The 25645-nt window shown below is 43.3% G+C and carries 42 protein-coding genes; 5 read left to right on the top strand and 37 right to left on the bottom strand.

All coding sequences use genetic code 11. The annotated features are described in order from the left end of the window. The first annotated feature begins 113 nt into the window (after positions 1–113). Entirely contained in the window at positions 114–446 is a 333-nt protein-coding gene (locus AC3CH3_RS07615; protein WP_019823522.1) for a PBPRA1643 family SWIM/SEC-C metal-binding motif protein, read from the top strand. Positions 447–542: 96 nt separating this feature from the next. Here AC3CH3_RS07615 and AC3CH3_RS07610 read toward each other — a convergent pair whose 3' ends face one another. The 15 genes from AC3CH3_RS07610 to AC3CH3_RS07540 all read right to left on the bottom strand — a co-directional run bounded on the left by AC3CH3_RS07610 (position 543) and on the right by AC3CH3_RS07540 (position 8209). Beyond that, positions 543–767 (bottom strand): hypothetical protein, encoded by a 225-nt coding sequence (locus AC3CH3_RS07610; protein ID WP_029405536.1) that lies wholly within the window; start codon positions 765–767, stop codon positions 543–545. 120 nt (positions 768–887) lie between these two features. Further along, positions 888–1403 (bottom strand): P-loop NTPase family protein, encoded by a 516-nt coding sequence (locus AC3CH3_RS07605; protein ID WP_488538111.1) that lies wholly within the window; start codon positions 1401–1403, stop codon positions 888–890. 259 nt (positions 1404–1662) lie between these two features. After that, positions 1663–2133 carry a DUF302 domain-containing protein gene (locus AC3CH3_RS07600; protein ID WP_048611159.1) on the bottom strand — a complete coding sequence of 157 codons (471 nt, stop codon included), beginning with the start codon at positions 2131–2133 and terminating at the stop codon, positions 1663–1665. A gap of 181 nt (positions 2134–2314) precedes the next feature. Beyond that, complete coding sequence (locus AC3CH3_RS07595; RefSeq protein WP_019823513.1) at positions 2315–2572, bottom strand: hypothetical protein; 258 nt, start codon at positions 2570–2572, stop codon at positions 2315–2317. 203 nt (positions 2573–2775) lie between these two features. After that, positions 2776–3357 (bottom strand): HD domain-containing protein, encoded by a 582-nt coding sequence (locus AC3CH3_RS07590; protein WP_488538110.1) that lies wholly within the window; start codon positions 3355–3357, stop codon positions 2776–2778. A 67-nt stretch (positions 3358–3424) separates the two neighbouring features. Beyond that, positions 3425–3832: a GNAT family N-acetyltransferase gene (locus AC3CH3_RS07585; protein WP_488538109.1), complete on the bottom strand. Its 408-nt coding sequence runs from the start codon at positions 3830–3832 to the stop codon at positions 3425–3427. A gap of 95 nt (positions 3833–3927) precedes the next feature. Then, positions 3928–4341 (bottom strand): GNAT family N-acetyltransferase, encoded by a 414-nt coding sequence (locus tag AC3CH3_RS07580; RefSeq protein WP_488538108.1) that lies wholly within the window; start codon positions 4339–4341, stop codon positions 3928–3930. Between the two features lie 52 nt (positions 4342–4393). Beyond that, positions 4394–4810, bottom strand: coding sequence for a VOC family protein (locus tag AC3CH3_RS07575; RefSeq protein ID WP_029405534.1), 417 nt, complete (start codon positions 4808–4810; stop codon positions 4394–4396). A 119-nt stretch (positions 4811–4929) separates the two neighbouring features. Beyond that, complete coding sequence (locus AC3CH3_RS07570; RefSeq protein ID WP_479273600.1) at positions 4930–5274, bottom strand: VOC family protein; 345 nt, start codon at positions 5272–5274, stop codon at positions 4930–4932. 88 nt (positions 5275–5362) lie between these two features. After that, positions 5363–5833 (bottom strand): GNAT family N-acetyltransferase, encoded by a 471-nt coding sequence (locus tag AC3CH3_RS07565; protein ID WP_488538107.1) that lies wholly within the window; start codon positions 5831–5833, stop codon positions 5363–5365. 36 nt (positions 5834–5869) lie between these two features. Further along, positions 5870–6226 carry a hypothetical protein gene (locus AC3CH3_RS07560; RefSeq protein ID WP_050649971.1) on the bottom strand — a complete coding sequence of 119 codons (357 nt, stop codon included), beginning with the start codon at positions 6224–6226 and terminating at the stop codon, positions 5870–5872. Positions 6227–6315: 89 nt separating this feature from the next. After that, positions 6316–6750 (bottom strand): GNAT family N-acetyltransferase, encoded by a 435-nt coding sequence (locus AC3CH3_RS07555; RefSeq protein ID WP_121603275.1) that lies wholly within the window; start codon positions 6748–6750, stop codon positions 6316–6318. Between the two features lie 73 nt (positions 6751–6823). Continuing rightward, positions 6824–7231 (bottom strand): bleomycin resistance protein, encoded by a 408-nt coding sequence (locus AC3CH3_RS07550; RefSeq protein ID WP_488538106.1) that lies wholly within the window; start codon positions 7229–7231, stop codon positions 6824–6826. A 73-nt stretch (positions 7232–7304) separates the two neighbouring features. Next, positions 7305–7757, bottom strand: coding sequence for an NUDIX hydrolase (locus AC3CH3_RS07545; protein ID WP_019823495.1), 453 nt, complete (start codon positions 7755–7757; stop codon positions 7305–7307). A gap of 26 nt (positions 7758–7783) precedes the next feature. After that, the gene (locus AC3CH3_RS07540) at positions 7784–8209 is read right to left on the bottom strand and encodes a nucleotide triphosphate diphosphatase NUDT15 (RefSeq protein WP_488538105.1); all 426 of its coding nucleotides are present in this window, start codon (positions 8207–8209) and stop codon (positions 7784–7786) included. A gap of 56 nt (positions 8210–8265) precedes the next feature. On the opposite strand from AC3CH3_RS07540, the gene tnpA reads away from it, so the two are divergent. The 3 genes from tnpA to tnpC are packed head-to-tail and all read left to right on the top strand — an operon-like array spanning position 8266 to position 10528. Next, positions 8266–8577, top strand: a complete 312-nt coding sequence (gene tnpA / locus AC3CH3_RS07535) for an IS66 family insertion sequence element accessory protein TnpA (RefSeq protein ID WP_488537056.1) — start codon at positions 8266–8268, stop codon at positions 8575–8577. Further along, positions 8574–8927, top strand: a complete 354-nt coding sequence (gene tnpB, locus AC3CH3_RS07530) for an IS66 family insertion sequence element accessory protein TnpB (protein WP_261893880.1) — start codon at positions 8574–8576, stop codon at positions 8925–8927. The genes tnpA and tnpB overlap by 4 nt, the downstream gene beginning before the upstream one ends. Positions 8928–8986: 59 nt before the next feature. Further along, positions 8987–10528, top strand: coding sequence for an IS66 family transposase (gene tnpC, locus AC3CH3_RS07525; RefSeq protein WP_488538069.1), 1542 nt, complete (start codon positions 8987–8989; stop codon positions 10526–10528). Between the two features lie 301 nt (positions 10529–10829). On the opposite strand, the gene AC3CH3_RS07520 is transcribed toward tnpC, so the two are convergent. From AC3CH3_RS07520 to AC3CH3_RS07460, 13 genes are all read right to left on the bottom strand, one after another. After that, positions 10830–11414, bottom strand: a complete 585-nt coding sequence (locus AC3CH3_RS07520) for a DUF1294 domain-containing protein (protein WP_054546365.1) — start codon at positions 11412–11414, stop codon at positions 10830–10832. Positions 11415–11526: 112 nt separating this feature from the next. Beyond that, positions 11527–11868 (bottom strand): hypothetical protein, encoded by a 342-nt coding sequence (locus tag AC3CH3_RS07515; RefSeq protein WP_017078746.1) that lies wholly within the window; start codon positions 11866–11868, stop codon positions 11527–11529. Positions 11869–11991: 123 nt separating this feature from the next. Continuing rightward, the gene (locus AC3CH3_RS07510) at positions 11992–12837 is read right to left on the bottom strand and encodes an MBL fold metallo-hydrolase (protein WP_488538104.1); all 846 of its coding nucleotides are present in this window, start codon (positions 12835–12837) and stop codon (positions 11992–11994) included. An 18-nt stretch (positions 12838–12855) separates the two neighbouring features. Then, complete coding sequence (locus AC3CH3_RS07505; protein ID WP_171308227.1) at positions 12856–13344, bottom strand: GNAT family N-acetyltransferase; 489 nt, start codon at positions 13342–13344, stop codon at positions 12856–12858. 62 nt (positions 13345–13406) lie between these two features. After that, positions 13407–13661, bottom strand: a complete 255-nt coding sequence (locus AC3CH3_RS07500) for a hypothetical protein (protein ID WP_488538103.1) — start codon at positions 13659–13661, stop codon at positions 13407–13409. A 61-nt stretch (positions 13662–13722) separates the two neighbouring features. Further along, a complete protein-coding gene (locus tag AC3CH3_RS07495) occupies positions 13723–14199 on the bottom strand; it encodes a GNAT family N-acetyltransferase (protein WP_488538102.1) in 477 nt (158 codons plus the stop codon). Positions 14200–14417: 218 nt separating this feature from the next. Next, positions 14418–14627 (bottom strand): DUF3955 domain-containing protein, encoded by a 210-nt coding sequence (locus AC3CH3_RS07490; protein WP_065205270.1) that lies wholly within the window; start codon positions 14625–14627, stop codon positions 14418–14420. Positions 14628–14853: 226 nt separating this feature from the next. Further along, entirely contained in the window at positions 14854–15105 is a 252-nt protein-coding gene (locus AC3CH3_RS07485) for a hypothetical protein (protein WP_488538101.1), read from the bottom strand. 228 nt (positions 15106–15333) lie between these two features. Beyond that, complete coding sequence (locus AC3CH3_RS07480) at positions 15334–15741, bottom strand: GFA family protein (protein WP_488538100.1); 408 nt, start codon at positions 15739–15741, stop codon at positions 15334–15336. A gap of 60 nt (positions 15742–15801) precedes the next feature. Next, a complete protein-coding gene (locus AC3CH3_RS07475) occupies positions 15802–16410 on the bottom strand; it encodes a sugar O-acetyltransferase (RefSeq protein WP_488538099.1) in 609 nt (202 codons plus the stop codon). 96 nt (positions 16411–16506) lie between these two features. Continuing rightward, on the bottom strand, positions 16507–16881 hold the full coding sequence (locus AC3CH3_RS07470) for a VOC family protein (protein WP_146454515.1): 375 nt from the start codon (positions 16879–16881) through the stop codon (positions 16507–16509). A 65-nt stretch (positions 16882–16946) separates the two neighbouring features. Continuing rightward, a complete protein-coding gene (locus AC3CH3_RS07465; protein ID WP_488538098.1) occupies positions 16947–17672 on the bottom strand; it encodes a pseudouridine synthase in 726 nt (241 codons plus the stop codon). Continuing rightward, positions 17645–17806: a hypothetical protein gene (locus tag AC3CH3_RS07460; protein WP_019823472.1), complete on the bottom strand. Its 162-nt coding sequence runs from the start codon at positions 17804–17806 to the stop codon at positions 17645–17647. The genes AC3CH3_RS07465 and AC3CH3_RS07460 overlap by 28 nt, the downstream gene beginning before the upstream one ends. 208 nt (positions 17807–18014) lie before the next feature. On the opposite strand from AC3CH3_RS07460, the gene AC3CH3_RS07455 reads away from it, so the two are divergent. Then, positions 18015–18416 carry a YkgJ family cysteine cluster protein gene (locus AC3CH3_RS07455; protein WP_004733901.1) on the top strand — a complete coding sequence of 134 codons (402 nt, stop codon included), beginning with the start codon at positions 18015–18017 and terminating at the stop codon, positions 18414–18416. 72 nt (positions 18417–18488) lie between these two features. Here the strand turns inward: AC3CH3_RS07455 and AC3CH3_RS07450 are convergent, their stop codons facing one another. From AC3CH3_RS07450 to glpT, 9 genes are all read right to left on the bottom strand, one after another. Then, a complete protein-coding gene (locus AC3CH3_RS07450) occupies positions 18489–18890 on the bottom strand; it encodes an NUDIX hydrolase (RefSeq protein WP_488538097.1) in 402 nt (133 codons plus the stop codon). 231 nt (positions 18891–19121) lie between these two features. Then, positions 19122–19502: a SpoIIAA family protein gene (locus AC3CH3_RS07445; RefSeq protein WP_488538096.1), complete on the bottom strand. Its 381-nt coding sequence runs from the start codon at positions 19500–19502 to the stop codon at positions 19122–19124. Between the two features lie 111 nt (positions 19503–19613). Further along, complete coding sequence (locus AC3CH3_RS07440) at positions 19614–20210, bottom strand: class I SAM-dependent methyltransferase (protein ID WP_488538095.1); 597 nt, start codon at positions 20208–20210, stop codon at positions 19614–19616. Further along, the gene (locus AC3CH3_RS07435; RefSeq protein WP_488538094.1) at positions 20203–20709 is read right to left on the bottom strand and encodes an HAD family hydrolase; all 507 of its coding nucleotides are present in this window, start codon (positions 20707–20709) and stop codon (positions 20203–20205) included. Before AC3CH3_RS07435 ends, AC3CH3_RS07440 begins: the two co-directional genes overlap by 8 nt. 42 nt (positions 20710–20751) lie before the next feature. Then, complete coding sequence (locus tag AC3CH3_RS07430) at positions 20752–21252, bottom strand: GNAT family N-acetyltransferase (protein ID WP_488538093.1); 501 nt, start codon at positions 21250–21252, stop codon at positions 20752–20754. Between the two features lie 39 nt (positions 21253–21291). Continuing rightward, positions 21292–22236, bottom strand: a complete 945-nt coding sequence (locus tag AC3CH3_RS07425; RefSeq protein ID WP_488538092.1) for a D-2-hydroxyacid dehydrogenase family protein — start codon at positions 22234–22236, stop codon at positions 21292–21294. Between the two features lie 96 nt (positions 22237–22332). Further along, positions 22333–22797 carry an ASCH domain-containing protein gene (locus tag AC3CH3_RS07420; protein ID WP_488538091.1) on the bottom strand — a complete coding sequence of 155 codons (465 nt, stop codon included), beginning with the start codon at positions 22795–22797 and terminating at the stop codon, positions 22333–22335. A gap of 262 nt (positions 22798–23059) precedes the next feature. Continuing rightward, complete coding sequence (gene glpQ / locus AC3CH3_RS07415) at positions 23060–24115, bottom strand: glycerophosphodiester phosphodiesterase (RefSeq protein WP_488538090.1); 1056 nt, start codon at positions 24113–24115, stop codon at positions 23060–23062. A 77-nt stretch (positions 24116–24192) separates the two neighbouring features. Next, on the bottom strand, positions 24193–25566 hold the full coding sequence (gene glpT / locus AC3CH3_RS07410; RefSeq protein WP_019823460.1) for a glycerol-3-phosphate transporter: 1374 nt from the start codon (positions 25564–25566) through the stop codon (positions 24193–24195). Positions 25567–25645: the final 79 nt, after the last annotated feature.

The raw sequence follows: 25645 nt of genomic DNA, 5'->3' as shown, positions 1-25645 counted from the left end.
CGCCGCTATGTTTCGTTCTCATCTTTATCAATTCGAATATATGCGTATAATCCCCCGCTCTATAACGCTACCCAACACCGGAATAGCGTCATCTAAATTTTAATGAGTACCCAATGTCGAAACTATTTTTCAAAGGCCGTATCGAAACAAGACAGAACCACGTTCTTGCTGGCTACAACGTAAACCGCGATGTAAAAGCGGGTACTGAAGAATCTCCAATCGCTGTAATGGTTCAAACTGAAGCGCGTAAAGCAGAAGTTGAAGCACTAGCCGCTGAAAATTCTATCTTCGTTACTATTACAGTCGACGCAGACAAAGAAGAGAACACCATCGAGCTTGATACGCTACTGAACAAGCCAAAAACGATGACGTTTGAAAAGACCCCTAACCGTAACGATCCATGCTCTTGCGGTAGCGGTAAGAAATACAAGAAGTGTTGCGCATAAGGCTTGTTACTCAAACTGCCAATAGCACGATGAGTTAAGCAATACCTAACGGGAAGATCATTGTGGTCTTCCCGTTTTTGTTTGTATAAGCCAAACTCAGTCTAGGTTGTCTGGCGTGCATAAATTGGTTCCACATTTAGTACATTGATAGTCACCAGTTGCACCGCTTGAAGCTAGCGACGATAAAATCATTCCAAGCAACCCTGGTTTCTTTTCATCTTGTGGTGCTTTTTGTACTTGGTTACTGAACATTGTGTACTTATGAAGTGTTACTTCCTTACAGTTACAGCAGAACGCTCTCGTCTTTTCACTTCCATACATAATATTTATAGCCTTAACCAGATATACAAAATTAACATATAGCAAATATGCCACACATCGTATTTAATCTACATATTTTCATAAGGTTACAAGCAATTAAGCAAGCTCAAACATTGCATGTTAAGTGACATGTTGGCAAACAAAGTTATTCAATTCACTCACGCTGCTGATAATGTGAACGTCTTTTTCTTTTGCACGTAATTCTAATCGCGCTCTAAAATCATCATTCCAAAATTTAGGACACAGTTTTAGTGTCTTGTAACTTTGTATCGTGCCTTTTATCACTGCACTTCCATCAGGCCAGCCTTCAGGTTTAACGAACAACCCTTTGAGCATTCGCTTGGTAACAAACCAGTAGCTAATTGGATAAGGAAGGTCGATATAAACCAAAGTATCTGCAGCTTCTAAACGTGTGTTGAATGAGCCTAGAGGACCAAAACCATCGATGATCCAGCTTTCTGACTTAAGTATGCTCTCATGAGCCTCCTCAAATACTTCACGTTCAACAAACTCTCCGTTGGCCTTATAAACAATAGAATCTAACTGGTGAAGCTCTATCCCTGTAGCTAGTGCTAACGCCTTGCTGATTGTGGATTTTCCACTCCCAGGCTTGCCAAAAACCGCGATCTTTTTCATATGACTTCCTCTATTCAGATAAAACCCATAAGACAGCGACAAAAAACCCACCTTACGGGTGGGTTCGATAAACAAAGCGCATCAACAATCCCACCATTCCTATGGAATGATGATAATTCGTTGGTTAGATTGCGCTAAATTCAGTTTCATAAAACTACTTTTATATACTGTTGCTTAGTTGTCAACACAATGACTAATGAGCGATATCATCGTTATATCGCACACATTAATAGTCTCAATGAGTGCTTATTGGTCTTGGTTATTTAGCTTTCGCTTTCTTTTTCGCCACTGTCGCTTCTGATAGCTTGCTTAGTACACCCGATACTTTCTTAACGACCTCGTCACAGCCATTGATCGCGTGACGCTCTACCAAGTAATTAGGATCGTTGTAAGACAACCATACTTTCTTATTAGAATCCTCAGTGACTAACACCTTCTGTGGTAAATCTATCGCGACTTCTTGAGCACATTGCATTAATGGCGTCCCTACTTTCGGGTTACCAAAGATGATGACTTCCGTTGGTCTCAATTCAAGATCGACCTTACTCGCGTTTTTCTGATGGTCGATTCGCGCAAACAAGGTCAAACCTTTGCTCTTGGCGATTTCTTCAAAGCGGTCAGCAGTCTCTTTCACTGAATAATTACTTTGGTATTTAATCAAACCATCAGAAGCCGCAGCTGAAAATGATGCCGAGAGTAAAATGGCGCATAGTGGTAGTAATTTTTTCATCGTCACCTCTGAGATTTAACCTAATCAAACTTACATTCATAGCGCCACTTCCAAAATCAGCGACGTAACCCATGTCAGTATAGACGCGTTTCCATTCTCAGTTTGCAGAGAGGATCACTTTTCTAATGCGTCTTATTATCATCAGTTTAGGTCAGAATTGTTTCAAAAGTTAAACACACGATCAGTGCCACGATTTAGTTCCACATTTCTCACATTGGTATTCGTAATCACTGTCGACATAAAAACCGGGAACATTATGGTCACCTCTAAACAATAACGTCATCAGGTACTCCATCAACACGCCTAACTTCCATTGTTTCTTTTCAGATTCAGCGTCCGCTTTAGATTGAGCATCGGAAGCGTTAACAGCAAGGTGCGGGGTAAGTGCGTTACACTGTTCACAGTGATAAGGGTGTTTAATATACTTATTATCAAGCATTTATATAAGCCAACTAACATTTATAAAGTTGATGCATACTAACAAGTTATCAGTCGGTTCTCGAACTTATTGTTGTCCATTAGAGTTATATTAGAAAGAAATGAGACACTAGATAAGTGCCATGCATCTTGAATCATTTTCCATCGAGAGCTCCCTCAATGAACCGCTAAAGCTATTGTTACGCTAAGATACGAAATTAACTTTTACTTTAATAGCCCTTTGTCCGCAGCACCTTCAAGTTGCACTTCTAGCTCTTTCCAGATAGCACGACTGCCTTTAGAAATACGCTCGCCATTGAAGGTCAGTACTTTGTCTTTGGATATGTTGTGCTTCTTCCAGCTGTGACCGCCTCCATGGATGTTATGAAGCAAAGGTGGCACTCTATCAATCGCCTTACCAAATCTGGCTTCCGGTGACTCACCCACTTCGAACTCAAGCCATAGATCCAAGTACTCAGCGCTTAAATGGCTCGGCAATGATTTCAGCAAGCGCTCGACGCAGTTTCTCTCTTTGAGCTTGTTTTCTTCGGCTTCACTGGCATAAATGATGGTGTCTCCGGCATCGATTTCCCCAAGGTCATGAATCAGCAACATCTTCATCACTCGCGCAATATCGATTTCTTCATTGGCATAGTCTTTCAACATGAGCGCGCTCAAACAGACATGCCAACTGTGCTCAGCGGAGTTTTCATATCGAGCCAATCCAACTGGCTTTGTTTGTCGATGAACATCCTTTAATTTTTCAATTTCGACCATGAATTGCAGAATGCCTTTTATTTCTTCCACGATGAGCTTCCTTAACTTAAGTTGATGATTTGGCGATACGGAGGGTTAACAGAGCTACAGAGAACCGTTACTCCCAATCAACCGACATTTTGTAATACGCGACACCCGATTTTTCAAATTCAGAGCCTTCTACAACCATCCCAAACTTTTGATAAAAACCTAAAGCCGTTGTACGTGCATCGCACCAAAAGTATTGGATGTTTAAATCTTTGAGGTTAGAGATCGCATGCTCAATCACGTTGGAACCGATTCCCTGCCCTTGGAATTCAGGCAGCGTAGCAAACTTTCTCAACCTAGCTTTATTGTCTTGAATATAGATAGATGCGACACATACCAGCAGCTCACCAACAAACGCGCCGTAATGCGTTGCTTGTTCGTCATCTGGCACCATGCAAAACGACATCGGTTTATCAGGCCAAAGCACTTGATGCCTAACCGGAAGTACCTCAATCGCTGAAAGCTGTTTTATTTCCATATTCTCTGTTTAAACTCCCGACTTGATTACCCTTGTTGTAATTGCAGGGCTTGTGATTGTTATGATTGTTATTACTAAACTTATTATTACAAAGCTTAGTACGTCATTAAGTGATAACGCTCTAACCCCTCTCCCTCTGTGGACGAGATAACAAAGCCTTGCGACTGATAAAAGCCAATGGCGTTTTCATTAGCAGTCAAGCACTTCAAAGTCAGATCAGAGTAATGTTGTTTGCAGGTATTGAGTAAAGCAGAGCCTGCCCCAGAACGTAGCGTTCGCGGGCAAACATAGAGGTGATGGATGAAGCTTTCAGGTTTCCAAATAGAGGCAAAACCTAAAACCTTATTGCCAGAAACGGCGACCCATATTTCTTCACCTTTTGTATCTAAATCGAAATCGGATAACTTAAAAGCGTTAGTATCAGCCCAATGAAAGGTGTCCTGTCTTGATTCTAGATAGAGTGCCTGTAAGGCGGTTAAATACTTGGGTTGATACCTTGTGACTTCCATGTCGCTCCTGCCAATCCGTATGACTAGAATTAAGGTTGTGGGTTAAGCTTTTCTACCTATTAGCCATAGGGTGTTCAGGGTTTAACTGAAGCAGATCCCACAAGTTGCCGTAAAGATCTTCAAACACAGCAACGGTGCCGTAGCCTTGCTCTTTTGGCTCTCGGACAAAGTTAATGCCCAAAGACGTCATACGTTCGTAATCACGCCAGAAATCATCGGTGTTTAAGAATAGGAATACGCGTCCACCAGCTTGGTTACCGATAAAATCAAGCTGCTCTGGCTTGGAAGCTCTAGCAAGTAATAGGCTTACACCGGTTGAATTTGGTGGAGCAACAACAACCCAACGCTTATCTTCTTCTGGTAAATACGTATCTTCAATGAGCTCAAACTTGAGCTTGTTTACGTAGAAATCAAGCGCTTCATCGTAGTCTTTTACCACGAGTGCAATGTGGACAATATTCTGTTTCATAACATATCTTGTTGGGGTTTTAGCTGCGTGGAATGATGCCATGAAGCTGACAAAGACACTAGGTGTCGTATCATAAATCGTAGTATCTCGTCCTTCACAATCTAAAAGCTATACATCACCTATAACTCCCAGAATCCCAGTTCGACGCCACCTTGAATAACAATGGCACACATCCCGTGACGTGGTAACTCCATTGGCGGTAACGCAACTTCGGCGCCTAATTTCTCGGCTGCATTTACTGCAGACTGAATATCCTCAACCAGCGTGTAATGACGAACAGCTGGTTCTTCAGTTTCACGAAGTGGTGCTCGAATGCCTATTACCCCACCATTAGATAGCTTTGCAGTGCGCGCCCCACCAAGGTTCACATCAGCACCACTGAACTTCACGTTATAGAGCTGAGCGTATGTTGCACAAACAATATCGACATCTGGGGTAACCACTTCAAGATATTGAACCTTCATCAAATTTCCTTCTCGTGCTCTTTAAGACTCTCAACCTGCATACAGTTGTGCAGGTGTTTCTCATCAACAATTAATCGGTTCCATATTACTAAGCAATTCGACCGCGCATGATAAATTGCGGCCCTGCTGCGCCACCTAAATACTGTTCATTGGTATCTTCGAAGCCGCCTTTCTGATAACAGTTAAATGCTGCGGGATTTTTGCAATTCACAGTTAAGTAAATCGACTGATACGCTGAGTAATTCGCTTTTAAATATGGAAACAAACCTTTGACCGTGCCAGCTCCTAAACCTTTACCTTGCTGGTTTTTATCAACAACAAAGGCTCTTAAGCCAATGCTTCCTTCAGGGCAGAATTCGTAGTGATCTGCGTAAGCGATATCCAGCTTAAAGAAACCCACAACTTCGTTATCAGACTTAATCACGTGCAAGTGCGTCGTTTCACTGCCGTCTAATAAAAACTCCGCAGCTGTGCCAGCGAACTTAACCTGTTCATCGGCGAGTTGGATGGCCTGAACTGACGCCACATGTAGTTCTTCAAGCCTTTCGATAATTATCATTGTTGTTCCTTCTGTATAACACGCACGAAAAACCGACTAGAGCTCATCGCTAGTGTCTCGAGAACCGTAGTTTGGGAAGTTGATATTAAGAACGTTATCGTCCTCAAGCGTGAATAGAACACTTCCATTCTCTACACCAGTTTCGTTCCTATCTGAACAACCTAGAAACAGCTCCCAATCAAACGAATATTGAAGTCGATATTGATTCGCATTGATGTGTAGAACGTCTTTGATTTTGATACCGTTCACCACATGTGCCATATCATCGATGTATGACAGATCAGGGATTAACTTTTCTTCGAAATCACTCTTATGCTCGGTTAAGAAATTGAGCAGTTCAGAACATAACTCGGAGCCATGAACCGATGGTTTAGACAGACTAGAAAACAACATTTCTAAATACTCCAAGGATTGTTTTGATATTGGGAAGATGCGCGCGAGTCTGTTACAAATTCAAGCTAAGCCCGCACAAATATTTAAGGCTAAACGTTACTATTATCCGAGCTATTAAACGAGTACATTCGAACTTCATCTCGAGGAAACCAGCCCAACTTTTCGTAAAACTGCTGAGCGTTGATGTTGTCGTTATAGACAAACAAGTGAGTCTTAGGGATACCTAACCCTGCAAGTGCGTTGACCGCCTCTGCGACAAGCTTACAACCTAGCTTTTGCCCTCTGAAGTTGCCCGAGACAGCTAAATGTTGTAAATACCCACGACGTCCATCCGTTCCGACCAACACAGCGCCAATGATCTCGTTGTTACTTTCAGCCACAAAACTCAGACCGGGGTTACGCTCTAAATAGCTCGCAATGCTTTCTTTCGAATCGGCATCGCGAATACTCATGCCTTCTGTCTGACACCACAACGCGATCACTGAGTCGTAGTCTGAAATTGCCATTTCCCGAATGTTGACCACTCTACTCTCCTTGTTTAAGCAAGTACTTAGTTAGCCATGTTTCTCGTAATAAGTAACCAATAATATTTATGTGTTAACGAATATCTTGGCAGAACCTAAAGAGGTAACCGTCTGGGGTTTGGACTATGAACTGCTTCTGAGTCGCGATCGAATCCCCACATTGATAAGACTTTGACTCTAACGCTAAGTAAATAGAATCAGCGGCGCTTTCGTTAACTCTCTGATATAGAGGTTCGATATCGATAACATCCCATTGGAAGTTAACACCACGCCCTAACGGAAACTCCAGATCACCTGAAAGCCATTTTCGACTTTTGCCCGTAATCCCTTCAAGCATCACATCAACACCATCGAGCGTTAGATAAGCAAACTCTTCATCTGGGCGCTCGTATTTCACTTCAAACCCCAACACATCGACAAAGAAGGATTTGCTCACATTAATATCGAAACAATAAAGCTCTGGAACTACTCGTAATGTCATGATTTTCCTATTCACTAAATAGCGAGAGATTAGTAAGAATCTAATCAGGATTTCCACTCTAATATAGAGTTAATTAATCTGTGTACTTTAAGCTAGCTTTGTAAAGCCTTTCGTTGATCTCCCAAAGCGCGTTTCTGTTCGAGTCATATGTTAGAAGTTCAATAGCTTCTTGGTAATCACACCAACGGTAATCTGTGTGTTCATTTGATAATTGAGGGTCTTCCGTCACTTTAACTGAGAAGGAATGCTCAGGAATTACGAATGGATGCTCAGTCCAATTGTGATTTCCTGCATAAAAGACTTTTGGAAGCATGCACATTGAATCAAGCAACTGCCAGTTACAACCGACTAGCTGAGCCTCTTCAGAGAGCTCTCGTTTTGCTGCTTCAAGTAATGATTCATTGTCTTCGCCACCACCCGATATTGCCTGCCATACACCATTGTCCCTTCTACGTGCGATTAAAAATCGAGATTTGTTATCGACTGTTTTGTAGGGAAAGACTAAAACTTGAAAAGGTGCTCTCATTGATTTTCTCTCCAATCGTTCACGTTTTACTGCGCTAGCTTCCCAAGAATGACCGGATCGTTAAGCAAATTCGTCAGAGGAAGAAACAGTGGTTCTGGTAGCTCATCTAGTTTAAACCATTCCCATTGCTTACATTTGTCAGGCTCAATCACCTGAGGCTCTCCGCTTGTGTCAGAAGCAACAACAAACAGCGTTATATAGTGCTTGTTCTCTTTCTCAAAAATATCATTGGTAAAAGTCAGCTTCTCAAATGCACTAACAACCAAGCCCGCCTCTTCGAGTATTTCACGTTTGGCACACTCTTCAATGCTCTCACCCCATTCAAGGTGCCCACCCGGCGTTGCCCACGTATGAGCTCCGTGAGAACCAATTCGTTCTCCAAGTAACACTCGCCCTTCACGCAGAATAACCGCAGCTACACCTACTCTGTAAGCGCTCCATAAACCCCGCATTCTAATCGCCTAACACGAATAATAAGATCAAGTCTCCAACCATGAGGAGATTTGAAATGGGAAAACGACACACTAAACAAGAATGGCAAACGCTTATCGAACAATCTGAATCGAGTTCATTGTCAACGATCGCATTCTGTAAGCTCAATGAACTCAATCCCTCAACGTTTTATGCTAAGCGCCAACAACTCAAAAAAGCGGATGTATCTCAAGGCTTTGTCCGAGCAGAGGTCGTCGAAAAGACAACGAAATACCAAGCTCAAATAGCAACCGCTAACATGACCCTTCTCGTCAATGATGTTGAGCTGAGTATTCCTCAAGGCACGCCTGCAACCTACCTAGCAGAGCTCATCGGGGCGCTGTCATGAAACGCATGCTGAGCGCACCAGACATTTATCTGTATCGTGAGAGCGTCGATTTTAGAAAGTCCATCAATGGCCTCGCTGCAATTATCGAAAGTGACACCGATTTACCCTTGGGGAGTGGCGCACTGTTCCTGTTCACCAACAAACAGCGCGACAAAATCAAAGTGTTGTACTGGGATAAAACAGGCTTCGCCCTGTGGTATAAGCGCCTCGAAAAAGCCAAGTACAAGTGGCCATCAAAAGAGAAAAATCAGGTATTTACCTTGACTCAATTTGAGCTTGATAGGCTGCTTTCTGGCTTCACAATTATCGGCCATAAACCTGTCACAATAAACGATTTTACAATGACTTAAACGATAATAAAGCCTTATCCACCAAGCGTTAACGGCACGATTTTAGTATAATCAATGTCATGAAAAAGACACTAAATATCGACCCAGAAAGTCAAGATATTGCCGAGCTACAAGCGATGGTGAAAGCACTGATGCTCTCGAATGAGCAGAAGGAATCACAATGGCAACAAGAGCGTCAATCGCTGCTTGAACAACTCAAGCTTGCCTTCGACCGTCAATTCGCGAAACGCTCGGAGGCGTTAAAGCCTTACGATGAATCTCAAGGAGATCTCTTCAACGAAGTGGAATGTGAAGCCGCTAAGGAAGAAGAGGTTGAGGTCACGACCACGACCATAACGAAGAAGCGTGGTAAACGTAAACCACTTCCAACGACCTTGCCTCGAGAGGTTATCGAACTCGATTTAGACGACCATGAAAAGCAGTGTTCATGCTGCAATCATAACCTACATAAAATCGGCGAAGACCGCAGTGAGAAATTAGAGTTCACACCAGCAGTGCTTAAAGTGCTGGAATATGTCCGCCCTAAATATGCGTGCCGCGAGTGCGAGAAAACAAAAGACAATAGCCGCATCGTTCAAAAGCCAGCCCCGCAGAGTCTTATCCCTAAGAGCTTCGCGACAGAAAGCTTGCTTGCCAATATCATTCTGGGTAAATACCAATACGCGATGCCACTTTATCGGCAAGAGTCGCTGTTTAATCAGTCGGGTATCGAGCTATCACGCACCACCATGGCAAGGTGGATTATCCAAGTCAGTGAGAAGTTCGAACCTTTATATGAAGCGCTGAAAGACCATCTTCTTCAACAAGTAGTGGTTCAAGCGGATGAAACGCCGCTTAATGTGCTCAAAGAAGAGAAACAGTGTTACATGTGGCTCTACTGCTCGGGCGCCGACTCACCCGAAGCCGCACTACCGAATATGAAAAATATCGCCTTGTACGACTACCAAAACAGTCGCGCGAGGGCGTGTCCCGTGGACTTTTTAGGTGACTACAACGGTTATCTACAAACCGATGGCTACGCGGCTTATGATGGTCTGCATCACGTCACCAATGTAGGGTGCTTAGCGCATGCTCGTCGCAAGTTCATGGATGCGAAGAAGCTTCAAGGGAAAGGTAAATCAGGCAAGGCCGATAAGGCGCTGGCTAAAATCCAAAAACTCTACGGGATAGAATCACGCTTAAAAGGTGCGCCTGCCCAAGAGCGAAAAGCAGAGCGTCAAGCGTATGCCAAACCGATACTGGATGAACTTTACGAATGGATGACGACCCAGAAAGTGATAGGCTCTAGTGCACTAGGTAAAGCGATAAAATATACGCTCGGACAATGGCCAAAGCTCATTCGTTATATCGACGATGGTCACTTATCTATCGATAATAATCGCGCTGAACGCGCAATTAAACCGCTGGTCATTGGCAGAAAAAATTGGTTGTTCTCTGACACACCAAACGGTGCTGGTGCGAGCGCGATGCTTTACAGCATCGTCGAGACCGCGAAAGCCAACGGACTTATCCTCTACGACTATCTGGTCAAGTGCATGAAAGAGTTGGCGAAAGCAGAGCCTGATATCGACGCACTCCTACCTTGGAACTTCAAACATTAGTAATATCGCCCCGTGGGTTCATGGGGCGGATACCCTACTCTTACTTCCTGACTCACTTAAAACTCCTTATTTCACGGAACGTGTGTTGCGTCGTGAAAAATATAATTAGACAAACATGAAACCGATTCACACTAGAGCGTCTAAGTTCAAGCTCTATAGGATAAAAAAAGATAGACATAGCGCGAGTTTCAGATACTAGCCCTTTTAAAGTATCACGGCTCTAAAGCTGGAAGGTCCGAGAATATATATAAAGCAAGATGACTCAATTAACCTTGGTCCGTTAGCTAACTCCAAATTATGACTAAAAGAGGTTAAGCACTCCCAGCGCTAAATTCCTACCTTGTTCCGTAAACAACCAAAGAAATCCGCAGACATTTAATAAAATCGCAACCCAAAGGATGAATTTGAAAGGCTGCTTTCTTGATTTATGTCGTAGCTGAAATTGAGCCAGTAGCGCGCCAGGCCAACCACCTAAGAGAGAAAGCATATGAAGTGTTTTCTCTGGCGTTCTCCAATCCCCGCTCAGTGCAGCTTGCTTATCCCAAGCAAACATAAAATACGTAAATATGCTCAATACAATATACAAAGGGATCAGAACCTTCTCACCATTGAAGACTATGACCGATGCGGTCGCTGCCACCAAAAAACTAAACCCGAACAACACAGCAAAAGGGAAGCCATTAACACCTTGAACTGTTACATTTTCAGCATTTAGATGCCCTTTATTATCTTCAGTTACTTCAAAGGTGACACTATCTTGTAATTTAGGGCGGTAACCGCGGTTTGTGACAGATGAAATATGGAAAAACACCTTCACACCACCAACAGAAGAAATGAAACCGTAACCCTTAGAGTCATTCCATTCTATTACCTGACCTTTGATCATAAAACGTCCTAATCTCTGACTTGTAAGGGTTAACGTCGCATCACTCGATGCCTCTTAACATATAGCGGTCTAATAGACAAAAAACACCGAGTGTTTAAATTCTTTGCGACGACTATACTTTAAAGCGCTTCATTAACTCTCTTTTAGAGCCCATAAGCTCTTGGTAAGATGATATGTCTATTTTGAAACACATGTGATTCTTATCATGCCGTATGTAGAAACCAGACTTATGCTGACGTAAGTAATCAGTCGGAATATCGAGCAAATGTAGATTCACACCATCTTCAAGTAAAAAATAGATTTGCTTAACCCGATTATCATCAATTTTGTCCAATGAAACCTCTAACCACCAAACAGGTAGAGCCTTGTTAATCTTGGAAAAATGAGTATTACGATTTTGAAAGTCAATACCATAGATACTTCTCGCTCGCTGCATTGCTTCTGACTTTTTCATGATTCATGTCCTAGCCTCGGATACAAACCAATTATAGCAACGAATAACATATCAAATATGCCAAGGATACGTATAAACACTCAAACTACTGATTGATAGTATTGGAGAAGAAAACAAGTTACGCTACACATTAATACACCTACCTGCCGGCATTGCTTCCAGACGCTCGCCTAATACTTCTTTCAACAGGCCATAAGCTTTCTTGCCTGTACAGTGCCCTGTATACAGTTTATCAATGGGGTACTGAGACAACGTCAACCCAAGCTCTCTAATGTCTTGCTTTGTGCAACCAATACTATTGAATAATGGTAACCCTACTAGATGGAAGCCCCCGACAACGGCTTTTATTCTCTCTTCTGGGAACAAAGTAACGGCTGTATCAACCATATTGAGAACGCCACTATGAGCACAACCGGTGAATATAACTAAACCGTCTTTCTCTTTAATCACTAACAGTAATTCATGATCAAATGAGTCGCGCTCCTGTCGATTCTTCGACTGTGTATATAGGTATTTATTGCCCTTAGGTTGTTCGTGTTTCGCACTAATATCAGTAATAGCAAAGACATTCGGTGCGATCTCAGTCGTACGATTGACGAAGACTAACCGATCGTTGCTGTTTTCTAGCAAGTCCGTATTGATCCCGACATCACTTTTAAAACCGAAAGCCCGGAAATGATAGCTTTTCTGTTCGCAATTTTTCAGAAACACTTTGGCTTTAGAGTTATGAGCAACAAAATCAGCGGTGCCATTACAATGATCATGATGCCTGTGTGATATGACAGCGAGGTCTACATCTTTGATATCAATACCCAGTAATGGTGCGTTTTGACAAAACGTATCGCCACTTCCCATATCGAACAAGATCTTTAGCGATTCAGTTTCAATATGCAGTGATAGTCCGCGCTCAACGGCTAAATCTTTCCTGTTATCCAGTCGAGAGTTATCAACCAGCGTCGTTATTTTCATAGTTCCCTTTTGATTCATTTACGAATCGCACATTGCCCAACGGAAATAAGGTCTTTGACCATCCATTCGCTCAACCTCTGCACCCAACCTTTTGTAGAAATCATGCGCTTTCTTATTATGTGGACTTGCCGTCCATGAGATGTGAGAGGCATATGATGACTCCGCTTGTGACTTTAAAGCCAACATAAGTTCACGGCCATACCCTTTTGATCTTTGATTTCCTGTAACCAATAGGTCGTCAAGCCAGATTGATGGCTCACCACTGAAGGATGAATATCGATAGTGATACAGTGCGAAGCCAAAAGGCTCACAATTCCGTTCCAATATTAATGCATGAGCAAATGCGTAATCACCAAATAGTGTGCGTTCGATTTTCTCTATAGTTGTCGAGATTTCACCACTAAACCCTCTCATACTCCGGTCAAAGTCAGCTTTTTGTTCAATAAACTCTAACAAGACACTTGAGTCTTCTTTCGTCGCAGTCCGTACGATCACTCTCTTCTCCATGGATGAATTTATTCGTTGTCGCCTAACACCTGTTAATTGATGAAAATGCCGCGCATTGCGAATCAGCTTAAAGTGCTTTCAGAATTTTGTTTCGCAGACATTATTGCTTGGGCTATTTTAGTCCTATGACTCGTTTCCCACTCAGCGAGTGTTAATGAAGCTTCATCACTTACTTTCTTTGAAGCCATTAGAAACACTTCTCCAAAAATTGGCGGCATTCCCTGCCAAAGAAGACCAATGCTAAAGTTGATAAAATGATCGTTACTCAATATGTTTCCGTAATCGGTTGTCGCAAGTTTTGAAAAATCTGACTTCATATTTTCACTCCAAGTTTGAATGAAACCTGCCGGTCTATGTATGTTGCTTGATCTGTTGAGGCTACCTGCTTAGTTTCTTAGACATATTAAAACCGGTAACTTCAAAGCCAACTTCTTTATACAACTTAAGCGCCCGCTCATTATGGTATGCGACCCTCAGTTTTATTTGATTGATACCAATAGTGAGTAGTTGGGTCTCTAACGCAGAAATTGATTGAGTACCATAACCTAGACCTCGATGTTCCTTCGAAATGAAAAAGTCATAGATAAACGTAGATTTATCCCCAATATTGACTGAGTGCCATAGGTAACCCACAAGCTTACATTCACCATCGACTTCAGCATCAATGCATAATAGCGAATGCTCATTGCCCTCTAGTCCATTAGGGAAGCTACGATGCAAGTCCTTCTTTGCCAATTCGACTGCAACGTCTAAAGAATGCCCATAGTTTCTAGCTATTTCCTGACTGTAATCGTCAATAAAATACTGACAATAAGCTGGATATTCGTCTTGGAGCATTCCTCTAAGTACTACCATGTTCATCCTTTATAAACGTTGAATTCAATTAGTAACATAACGCCCGCTTGAGCAGATTGCAACGCTACCAATACTCTCAAATTTAACAGCTAACCCACTGAAGTTAAAACGATTGGAAACACCAATACCGCCGCATGCCAAAAATGCCACGCGTACCGAATCGCGCCTAAGTTGTTTGTGATAACGAAACATCTTCGTTTACTCACAGCTTAACTGGTCTACTGACACTTTCTGTGTCTAACGAAGGTCACAACCAAAGCCATCAACGCAAGTAGCTCAAAAAGCCAAAATAGAGGAATAAGCCCGAATGGCTCAACCAACAAACCATTTTCATCTACGTATGAACCTATGGTGTTATAAGCAATGAAACACAAAAGGCCACTAACACAGAAAAGAAAGCTGATTTTATACTTACGGAGAAAATTCATCGGAGCCTCAACATTTGAATATCTAAAATGTCAAACACTTTGTAAGAGAACATGGTTCACTCGGATAACCATAATTGGATAGACGAGTTATCGCCGCTTGAAGTGGCTGACATCGCGACCACCTCACCTCAACCATGTACCGAAAACACTAAAGTTGATTCGATCTAGAAATGCCAATCGTTTAGCATCATCCTGATATGGATATTAATCACTTGTTATGTGCTTTCTATTGAGGCCTATCTTCTGGTTTAACACGATACCAGGCTTCGAGCAGTTCCCGACCATAGATGACTTCTGTCTGCATATGCATGTAAAGAAGGAATGCAGCCAATAGAAAACTAACTCCATTCAACCACCTTAATGCTTGTTTACGCTCTGCATCATAGAAAAACATACTGACACCAACAAGAAAGAAAGGATAACAACCGATAAGAAGTAACAACCAGCCAAGGTAACTTGATATTGCCATATCTGTCATTTCCGCCCCCTAAGAGCCATTAGAAAACTCAGTGTATATTAGAGTAACTATTCAGCTATTCGGAGTTCACACAATCGAGTTTCGAGGCACTTCAAATTGGGGGTTGATGCTGGGACGTTAAGCGTGAGCAACGCTACTACCTAACCAGAACACCGCAAATACAAAACTCGACCGAAACTAAAAATGCCGAGTGTTGGGAATTAGTCTTAAGCTAATAAAAACTAAGTGCTACTCTCCACTTTCAAAGTGAGCAAATACTTCTGCACCAGTCATATTTTGTGTTTCATTTTTAAATTCGTAGTATTCGGGCTTTTCATCGATGAATATTTGATGAGTTAACTTGTAGTCATCCCCAGACATCAATAACCCGACAGGAAGGTGATACTGATTATTTGGCACTAAAAAATAAAACAAGTGCGTACCACATTTACCGCAGAACCCCCTCTCAGCCCAATCGGACGACTTATATCTCACTACATTTGATTCACCTGATATTTTGACGGAATCAGCGCAATCAATGACTAACATCGGACCGCCAGACCAATTTCTACACATACTACAATGACAAGCCCCCAATTCATTACTGGCGTACTCTACTTCCAACTCAACCGAGCCACATAGGCACTTTATATACAACTAAGTCATTGCATAACAATGACTTATGTCACAGCTAATTTCAGGCGTGTGAAAAATCGCTTACTTTAGTTCATCAGGAATGCGGCGACCTTTGTGGTAATACTCTCGGTCACGTTCGTTGATTTCGCGTACCACACGGCATGGGTTTCCAACGGCAACCACATTAGCTGGGATGTCTTTGGTGACGATGCTGCCCGCTCCGATAACCGAGTTTTCACCAATGGTGACACCGGGAAGTACGACGGTGTGCGCGCCAAGCCATACGTTGTTTCCAATACGAACAGGAACATTGAACTGCGCTGCTTTTAGCCTGAGTTCTGGGCTGATGGGATGTGTGCCAGTGGCGATGGTCACGTTAGGCGCAATCATCACGTTGTCGCCGATGAATACGTCTGTGTCGTCGACCAGAGTTAGATTGAAGTTAACGTATACGTTGTTGCCTAAGTGGGTGTGACGCCCCCAGTTCGCGCGTAACGGCGGCTCGATGTAGCAGCCCTCACCGACTTCGGCGAACAGTTGCTTCATGATTTGTTGTCGTTTATCCCCTTCACTAGGACGAGTGTGGTTAAAATCGTATAGCACTTCTAAGCATTGAGTTTGCTCAGCAACCAAATCAACGTCGTCACAGTAGTAAACGTCTTGGCTGTGCATTTTAGCCTTTATATCCATGTTTGAACCTATTTGATCATTGCCTTATGTCGGCATAAATAAAGAAACAGATGGATAATTTGAAGTTTTCACTGACCTTAATGCAAGTTGGATGAATTAACGCGGCTTGATGTTTTCAGCCACACGCCAAAGCACACCACTTGGGTCAGTGATACAAAACTCAAGCATTCCCCAAGGCTGCTCAACAACCTCGGAAACGGTAACTTCAAATTCCGACACTACATTAGAGTTTTGGATGTGTTGATACCAACTTTTTACGTCTTCAACCAGCAAGTGCATCATGTAATTGTGACAGTGCGCAGGTTCATAAAAGTTTTGCAGAAGGAACGCACAACTGCCGTGACGCAGATAGGCGATATCGTGAAATTCAGACATCACTTCGAAGCCGATTGACTGGTAAAAACGCTTGGATAAAACGAAGTCTCTCGCGGGTACGAAAGACTTAATTTCTGAGACTTTTAGGTTTTCCATCCTACATCCTTATAGTGTTGATATTCTGCTCCTGCCACGCTTAACGCCTTAAGTGGTTATAGCGTTTATTCAGAGCCCTGCTGAAATGAGTCGACTTCGGCTTGGGTTAAATAACGCCACTGGCCTGCTTCAACATCTAAACGAACATCACCAATCTGTTCACGGTGAAGGCCAACAACTCGATTCCCTACCGCGGCAAACATTCGTTTTACTTGATGAAACTTACCCTCTGTAATGGTCAACAGCACTTCTTTACTGGTAATCACTTCGAGCTCTGCCGGACGCGTCAGTTTTTGCTCGCCTTGCAATTGAATGCCCGCTTTGAACTTGTCAGCGACATCGTCTTTGATATCTCGTGACAATGTCACGCGATACACCTTCTTACATGACTTGGTTGGCAGCGTGATATTGAATGACCAGCGCCCATCATCGGTAATCAAGACTAAGCCTGTTGTGTCTGCATCTAAGCGCCCTGCGATGTGCAGTTCTGATGCTTTGTCTACCTCGATGTAGTTGAAGAGTGAAGGATAAACTTCATCGATATTAGAGCAGATAGTACCCGCAGGCTTGTGCATTAGGAGGTATCGAAATTCACGCAACTTAAGCGGAGTGCCATTTAACAAGATGGTGTTGCTTTCATGAACCTGAGTCGATTCATCGGTCACAGCCTCACTGTTTACATTCACCTCGCCATTATGGATGCGTTCAATCGCTTCAGGCTTGGTTAGGTCAGTGCTTTTACATAGGTATTTATCAAGGCGCATTAATCGTCGGCACCACATTTTGCGCATGGCTTGTAAGTACGTTCGCCTTGAGCAATCACCACATAGTCTCGAACGCAGTTATCACATAGCGCCAACTTTGGGTAAGCGTCTCTCTGTTTCTTTGCGTTGATGTTGCCTTCGGTGGTGTATACGATTCTCATTTTGATGCCTTGTTTTAATAACTTGCTAGGCGCAAATTGTATCACTGTTTACAGCCTTGTTTGGAGTGGTGGTGCATAGATAAATTGATTTTAAGCGCCGTCATTCCATGTTCTCGCCCCGTAACGGCTTAACCATGAACAACAAAGTCAACGTGCCACGCCTATCAGTGGTAAAATGATAAAAGCTCACCAACCAATGAAGTCACTAATGAAAAATTGTAATCAATGCGGGAAATGCTGTATCAAATACGGAGATGGTGACCTTGCCGCAACGCAAGAAGAGATCGATTTGTGGGAGCTGTTCAACCCAGACATCTTTGAATATGTTCGAGGAAGCGAGATATGGTTTGATCCTGAATCTGGCGAACGTTTAACTCGATGCCCTTTTCTGGAGCTAGTTCCGACGAAAGACACCAAGGCTCAAGCCAAGTACACATGCAGTATTTACTTAGACCGACCAGAAGATTGCCGACATTACCCAAGCCTAATTAATGAGATGGTACGAGATGAATGTGAAATGATTGAGGTGGTGGATTTACAAGACACGAAGAAAGCTCAAAGGAAACTCGACCTGTTGATGAAAGACAGCCGCCCTTCAAGCTATTCGTAAGCGATGATCTTTTGAAGATCAATTTTCAGCATTAGCTAATATGCACTAATACAGCTGATAGATGCTAAAACCTCAAGACAAATACTGGTTCGCTTCTAACCAATCAAGCGCAACCAGTGCTGCCAATGAACATACCGCTCTGTCGTTGCCATCAACAAACTTAAGTTCTTCGATTTCGGCGTCTGGAGACAGTTCACCAGTATAATCAGCAAGATAACAAGTCAATTGCACTGATACGCCTTCCGCTTTGCCATCAGCTTGGCCTGTAAACGTCTCGACGTATTTGATGGAATCAGGCACTAAATCGACTGAGATCTCTTCTTTGATTTCGCGAACCAGTGCTTGCTCATCACTTTCGCCTGCTTCGCGCTTTCCGCCCGGCAAGTAGAACAGCTCTTTGCCTTTTGATCTCACCATCAACAGCTTGCCGTCTTTGATGAATATCCAAGCCAGCTTATCAATTATCTTATGCATGTCGTTAGACCTTATTTCTGTTTTAGTTCTCGTTATTACTGAATCTGGCCGCGCTATTAGTTACGACCAAACAAAGCCTGGGTATGTTACACGCTGGAGTGAATATACTCTATTGAATCGAATAGGAAATATCATCGCCAAAACGAAAAATGACAGCGTTCGAGACAATGCTCATCAACTGTCATTGGCGATGTTTACGAACTGCTCTCTAGCTGCTGCCCGCGAATAGTATCAATCGACTAGCCACTTAAGCGCAGAGTCATGGTCTTCGAATGACTTAATCTCACCGGACACAAACCAGCTCCCTACTTTTGAAGCGAATTCTTGCCAGCTTTTATCACCATAAATCGCGATTTTGTCTATCTTCGAATTGAGCTCTAATCCCAGTTTGAAATCATCCCAAGCAGCACGCAACTCCCAACCCGTTAAGGTGGAGATGTCGACCAGCATCTTGAGTTTAGATGAATCGAGTTCTTCTAGCGTGGTATTTAGAATTGGCATCATTGATTGATAGTCATCGTGTGTGAGTTTGCCTTTCGCTTTTAACACAACGATTGTTTCACCGCTAACACGTTCAATTCCAACCGATATTCCATGACGTTCGATACTCATAACCTAGCCCTCATAGTAGAAACTAGAGTTAGCTTAGAGGATTAAATAACAAAGAGATGAGAAGTTGGCGTCAAAACAGGCAAGCATCCGAACGAGTTTTAGTTACTGACTTTAACGACGCTTAATCGCAACGACCGAGTAAGTGTGCCAATGCTTCATCCTACCCAGCGACGTGAGTGCTTGTTCGTCTCGCTCATGGAATCGTACTATCTCAAAGTCGTTGAATAAGCTAAGTACTTTGGCTTTTGTTAACGGCGTTGTTGGGGTTCGATAGCCATGTGCCCAACTGTCATCGACGCCCATGAAGTCGCCTGCGAATACACCACCGATTTCAAGACAGTTTTCAATATTGTGCCAAACCCCGTCAAAACGGGTTGGGTCAGCAAAAAACAGACTCGAATTGGCAATCACTACGCCAGATTTAGGGTAATCATAGTGTTCAAATCCATTTTCAGATATCTCGACCGAAGATTTGCGACCCAAACGATCCCGACATAGTGCAATCGAATCAGGATTAACGTCGAAACCATACACTTGATACGCTTGCTGTTCTAAAAAAGCGATGTCACTACCTGTTCCACAACCACAATCGATCGCAACATTTAAACCTGACTCATTCAGTTTAATTGCGTATTCAGTTCTCTTTAAATGAGGTTTGCTTAGTGCCTTTTGATAATACTGACGCCAGATCTCAGAGTGATCATCCATGGTACTTCTCCAATAGTTCACTTAGGCTTTGAACTTGTACGATATTCGGATGCTCTGACTTAAGAACAGTGCCTTCTGTGTTCAACCACACAACGTGTAAACCACTCGCTAACGCAGCGTAGATGTCTTTTTCGAGAGTGTCTCCAATCATCGTCACATCCTGAGCTTGAACACCTAACTGTGTAATGATTGCAGGATAAAAATCAGAATCGTATTTGGATACGCCAAGACTCGCCTTGCAGAAATAACCGGAGAGATATTGAGACAGACCAACTCGTTCAAACGCTTGAATAATGTCTTGTTCTGTCGAGTCAGCGGCGTTGGTTGCGACATAGAGTTTGTGCTGTTTCGAAAGTGCAGCCAGCACTTCACGCGCCCCTGCAATTTCTTCGACAACTTCCCAGTCGCACATTTTCCCTTGTGCTTCTGGGAAATCGACCATCAGCGTATTGCCCCAGTCGAATAAGACTATTTCTGTTAATTCGATTAGCTTTGTCATCTTGCCTCCTGCATACGATGAATTTCTAGCGTTTAGGCGAGCCTATAAGAACTTCTCAATAAGAACTTCGTCAAAGTACTGGTCACCAATCTTACCGTGTTTCTTAGCCGTTCCGACGATTTCAAAACCTTGCTTTAGATAAACCGATAATGCGCGCTGGTTGTCTGCTCTTACATAGGCGAACAGCTTTTCATAACCTTTGGCTTTCGCTGATTTGAATGTGTAATCAAACAACTGCTTGGCGACGCCCTGCCCACGGCTATTAGCATCAACATAGGTTCCAATGATACCAACATGGTCAAAGGCTTTAGTATAAGTAGCAAATGGTTCAACATTCTGGAAGCCAAGTAACTGACTCGTAGCTTCGTTAACTGCAACGCTAAACACACCACGCTCAGGGAACAGCTCAATGAATGCCTTTTCTTCATCAACAGTAAAAGTCTGATCCAAGATCGTATAACGCGCTTCGATAATGATTGGATTCAAGACATCAATAATGCCTTGTGCATCTTCTACTGTTACTTCTCTGATTGTTAAGCTCATGCTTCTCTACCTTTTTATTGCTTTGGGCGGATTCTATCGCTACATGCCATCTCTTTGATAGGACAGAATGTTGTCGAAAGCGATATCGAAGTAGAGTTCGTAGCTATTTTGTTCAACATAGCCCAAATGTGGCGTTGCCGTGACGTTTGTTAAGGACAGTAACGGTTCAGTGTTCTCTGTTACAGGCTCACAATCGAACATATCAATAGCGGCAGTTTTGGTCGGTATCTCGTGTAGTTCATGATACAAGGCCATCGGTTCGACTAACTCGGCACGGCTGATGTTCACAAACAGTGAGTCCGGCTTCATCAAGCTGAGGTCGTATGCCGTAACACATCCTCTGGTCACATCATTCAAACGCAAATGCAAAGAAAGAACATCAATTTCTCGAAAGAAGTCTTGTTTGGTTGCTGCTGCTTCGAAGCCATCTGCTTGTGCTTGATCGCGTGAAGCTTGGCTCCCCCACACTACGACAGACATCCCAAATGCTTGGGCGTATTGTGCAATGCATTTTCCGATTTTTCCGTAGCCCCAAATACCTAGCTTCAAGTCCTTCAAAGTTCGACCTAACCCTAATGAGCCAGAATCCTGCCACTGGTTCTGTTTAAGGTTTGAAGCATAAGTCGGAATGTGGCGCGATGCAGTCATAATCAACGCCCAACATAGCTCGGAGGGCGCAACAGGCGAGCCTCGACCTTCTAAAACGGTAACACCAAATCGTTCGCACATTTGCGGGTCGATATGGTTGCTCACTTTGCCCGTCTGGCTAATCAGCTTGAGGTTGGGGAGTTGTGATAACAAAGATTCGGTGATCTCGGTTCTTTCACGAATGAGCACAATGGCTTCAAACGAGACCAACTTAGCGACGAGCTCTTGCTCTGAGTAAGTATCGGTAAATACCGTGACATCATGTTGTTCAAGTTTCTGGAAACAGTTGAGGTCTTTAACGACGTTCTGATAGTCATCCAATATCGCTATCTTCACATCACTCTCCTTGTGATTGTTAGTTATCTTGTATTGGTCAAATGAAGGCTAAAGTGCCATGCCTTCCGATTCAACACATCACGAGCGGGGACTTCACTATTGATAAACCACTTTGAAGCGTTCCAACATAAGTAACATGTCTTCACTTGGTGAGATCTTGAGCTCTTCACATTCACGAGAGAAGAAGTTCCAGTGCGCTTCTCGCCACCATTCAAGTGTTTTATCACCCTCGCCTTCGGCGGCAGCAAACTCAGCAGTAACTTCGTTGTATTTGCACTGTGAGACTGAAGTGATCTCTACAATGCAAACCGGTTTGCCATCCCAGTCAGTGACGACTTGTAAGTGACCTACTATGGGTCTCGTCTCGCCTTCATAGGTATACCAGTGTTCAAGGCCGCAGGACGCCTGTTTTTCACCTTTTAAAATCAACTGCGCGCAAAGGTTGGCGTTGTACTCGTCGGCGCAGTAATAATCAGCACTAAAGGAGGTGTATTGCGAAGCAACTTCTGCTGGCAATGTGTTGAGGTAGCTATCAAGATAAGCTTCGCTTCTTTGTTCCATGATCTTTCCAAATTCAATATTAGGTTGAACCGATAAACACTTATAGATTAAGCATCTGGCTGCATTGGGAGTAACCTATCAAGTCAGGTTATTGCTGTAAACCGAGTGAATATCAAAATGTGGGCTGAGAAAGAAGAATATCGGAAGGATTTCGAGGCCAATACAAAAAGATCCAAAAAGTGAAAGAAGAGCCAAAAACAGCTTTAGTGTGTGCTTTTGGCTCTGAATATCTCGTTACTAATAGCTCGTAACTGACAGGATACTAACGGTTCAAGAAGTCGACCGCTTTGTCTGGGAAGTCGGTAAACACACCATCGACTTTCACTTGGTTGTAGAAGACATCCAACATGCCATCAAAATTATCGGCATAAGCTGGGATTCTTCCTGGGTCGGCACGGAACGTGTACGGGTGAACGTCTAAGCCCGCTTCTTTTGCTGATTTCATTAACGGTTTAATAATGATGTTATTTTTGGTCGATGCATCGTCTACCAACATTGGCTTCCAAGGACCAATTCCTTCCGCATAAGTCGCCACTTTTTCCATGCCACCAGCTTCAAACATCCAGTCATAACTGTAAGGCGTTGCTTTGTCACCTTGGTACGTCATGGTTTCATTCCAATCTGTATAGGCCATCAACTGAACGAGCTTAAGATCCATTTCCATCGCAGGCATGAGCTCATCGTTAATACGTTGAAGTTCATTGGCGTCGAAACACTGCAAATACACTTTGTCGCCTTTCGATAGGTAACCATATTGATGCAAGGTCGCAAGTACCGCTTTGGAGATGTCTTTGCCTTCGTGACGATGGAACCAAGGTGCTTTGATTTCTGGGTAGATACCCACGTTATAACCAAGGGTCTTATTCAAGCCTTGGATCAGCTCGATTTCTTCAGCAAAGGTAGCGACACGGAAATCAGACTGCCACATTGGGAAGCGCGTTGGGTACCCTGCTACTCTATTACCTTGTTCATCTAAGTTAAAGCCTTCGGTCACCTTTAATGATTTGATCTCAGCGAGCGTAAAATCAATCGCGTAATAGCGGCCATCTTTACGAGCGCGTGTTGGAAAGCGATCCGCGACATCGGTGACTCGGTCTAGATAGTGATCATGCAAAACCACCAATTGGTCGTCTTTGGTCATCACGACATCTTGTTCGATGTAGTCAGGTTTCATCGCATAAGCGAGCGCTTTAGCGGGCAATGTGTGTTCAGGCAAATAACCAGAAGCACCGCGATGCGCAATCACTAAAGGATCGGCGAATACATTTGCAGATAAGCTTAGTGCTAATAAGGTCAGAGACAGTGACGTTGTTTTCATTATTGTTTCCCTTGATAAAACAGAAGCAGGATATACCTGCCTCTGTTGTTATTTATAGATGTGATTCAGTAAATACACTACTGAGCTAGCGCTTCTTTCTCTCGTTCAAGATCTTTTTGTTTATGGTGCGCACGCTCACCTAAAAAGGCGTACAGCAGACAGATTATTGAAGCCACACAAGCGCCGACCAAAATAATGAAGCCGCCATCCCAACCGTAATGGTCAACCATAAAACCGAGTATTGCGTTCGCAGCAACCGCGCCACCTAAGTAACCAAACAAACCAGTTAGACCAGCAGCTGTACCCGCCGCTTTCTTAGGTGCAAGTTCCAGTGCATACAAGCCGATCAGCATTACAGGGCCATAGATAAGGAAACCAATCGCAACCAATGCCAACATATCAACCGTTGGGTTACCTGCTGGGTTCAGCCAGTACACCAACACAGCAACAGTCACGAGTACCATGAACAGGATCCCTGCAGGTGCACGTCGGCCTTTAAACAACTTATCTGAAATCCAACCACACAATAAAGTGCCAGGAATACCTGCCCACTCGTACAAGAAGTAAGCCCAAGACGATTTATCTACTGAGAAGTCTTTCGCTTCTTTTAAGTAAACCGGAGCCCAATCGAGTACACCATAACGGATAAGGTAAACAAACGCGTTAGCAATCGCGATTGACCACAACAGTTTGTTAGAGAAAACGTACTTAAAGAAGATCTCTTTCGCCGTCATTTCTTTCTCATGAGACGTATCGTAGTCGTCTGGGTAATCGTCTTTGTGCTCTTCAATTGGAGGTAGACCACAAGACTGAGGCGTATCTCTTACTGTGAACCAAACAAAAATAGCAACGAGAGTGGCAAAAAATGCAGGAACATAAAAAGCGGTTCGCCAATCGTCATTGAAAGCCCATAGACCCAACAGGAACATTGGACCAATTAATCCACCGCCCACGTTGTGAGCAACGTTCCATACCGATACGATCTCACCACGTTCTTTTCGTGACCACCAGTGAACCATGGTTCGCCCACAAGCTGGCCAGCCCATGCCCTGAAACCAACCATTCAAGAACAGCAGGATAAACATCGCAGTGATGCTTCCTGTCGCCCATGGCATGAAACCAAAGCAGAACATGACCAATGCCGACATTAACAAGCCGCCACTGAGGAAATAACGAGGATTAGAACGATCAGAAACGCTACCCATTAAAAATTTAGATAGACCGTAAGCAATGGAAACTGCGGCCAAAGCAACCCCGAGCTCTCCGCGACTGTATCCTTGTTCAATAAGATATGGCATCGCCAAACTGAAGTTTTTGCGGACTAAATAGTATCCCGCATAACCAACAAAAATGCCGAGAAAAAGCTGCCATCGTAATCGTGTATAGGTGCTATCGATCTTATCGGTAGATAAGCGATCGATATGCGCCATAGGTTTGAATATTCCAAACATAGGAACCTCATGTGTATTGGGCGATAGAAATAAAAATGCTCGAACGAAAAAATTTAGCGCTCATTCGAAAGTCAGGGCA

The organism is Vibrio sp. QJM3NY_35 (genome assembly GCF_057785915.1).
This window is presented reverse-complemented; position numbering and strand designations above follow the sequence as displayed.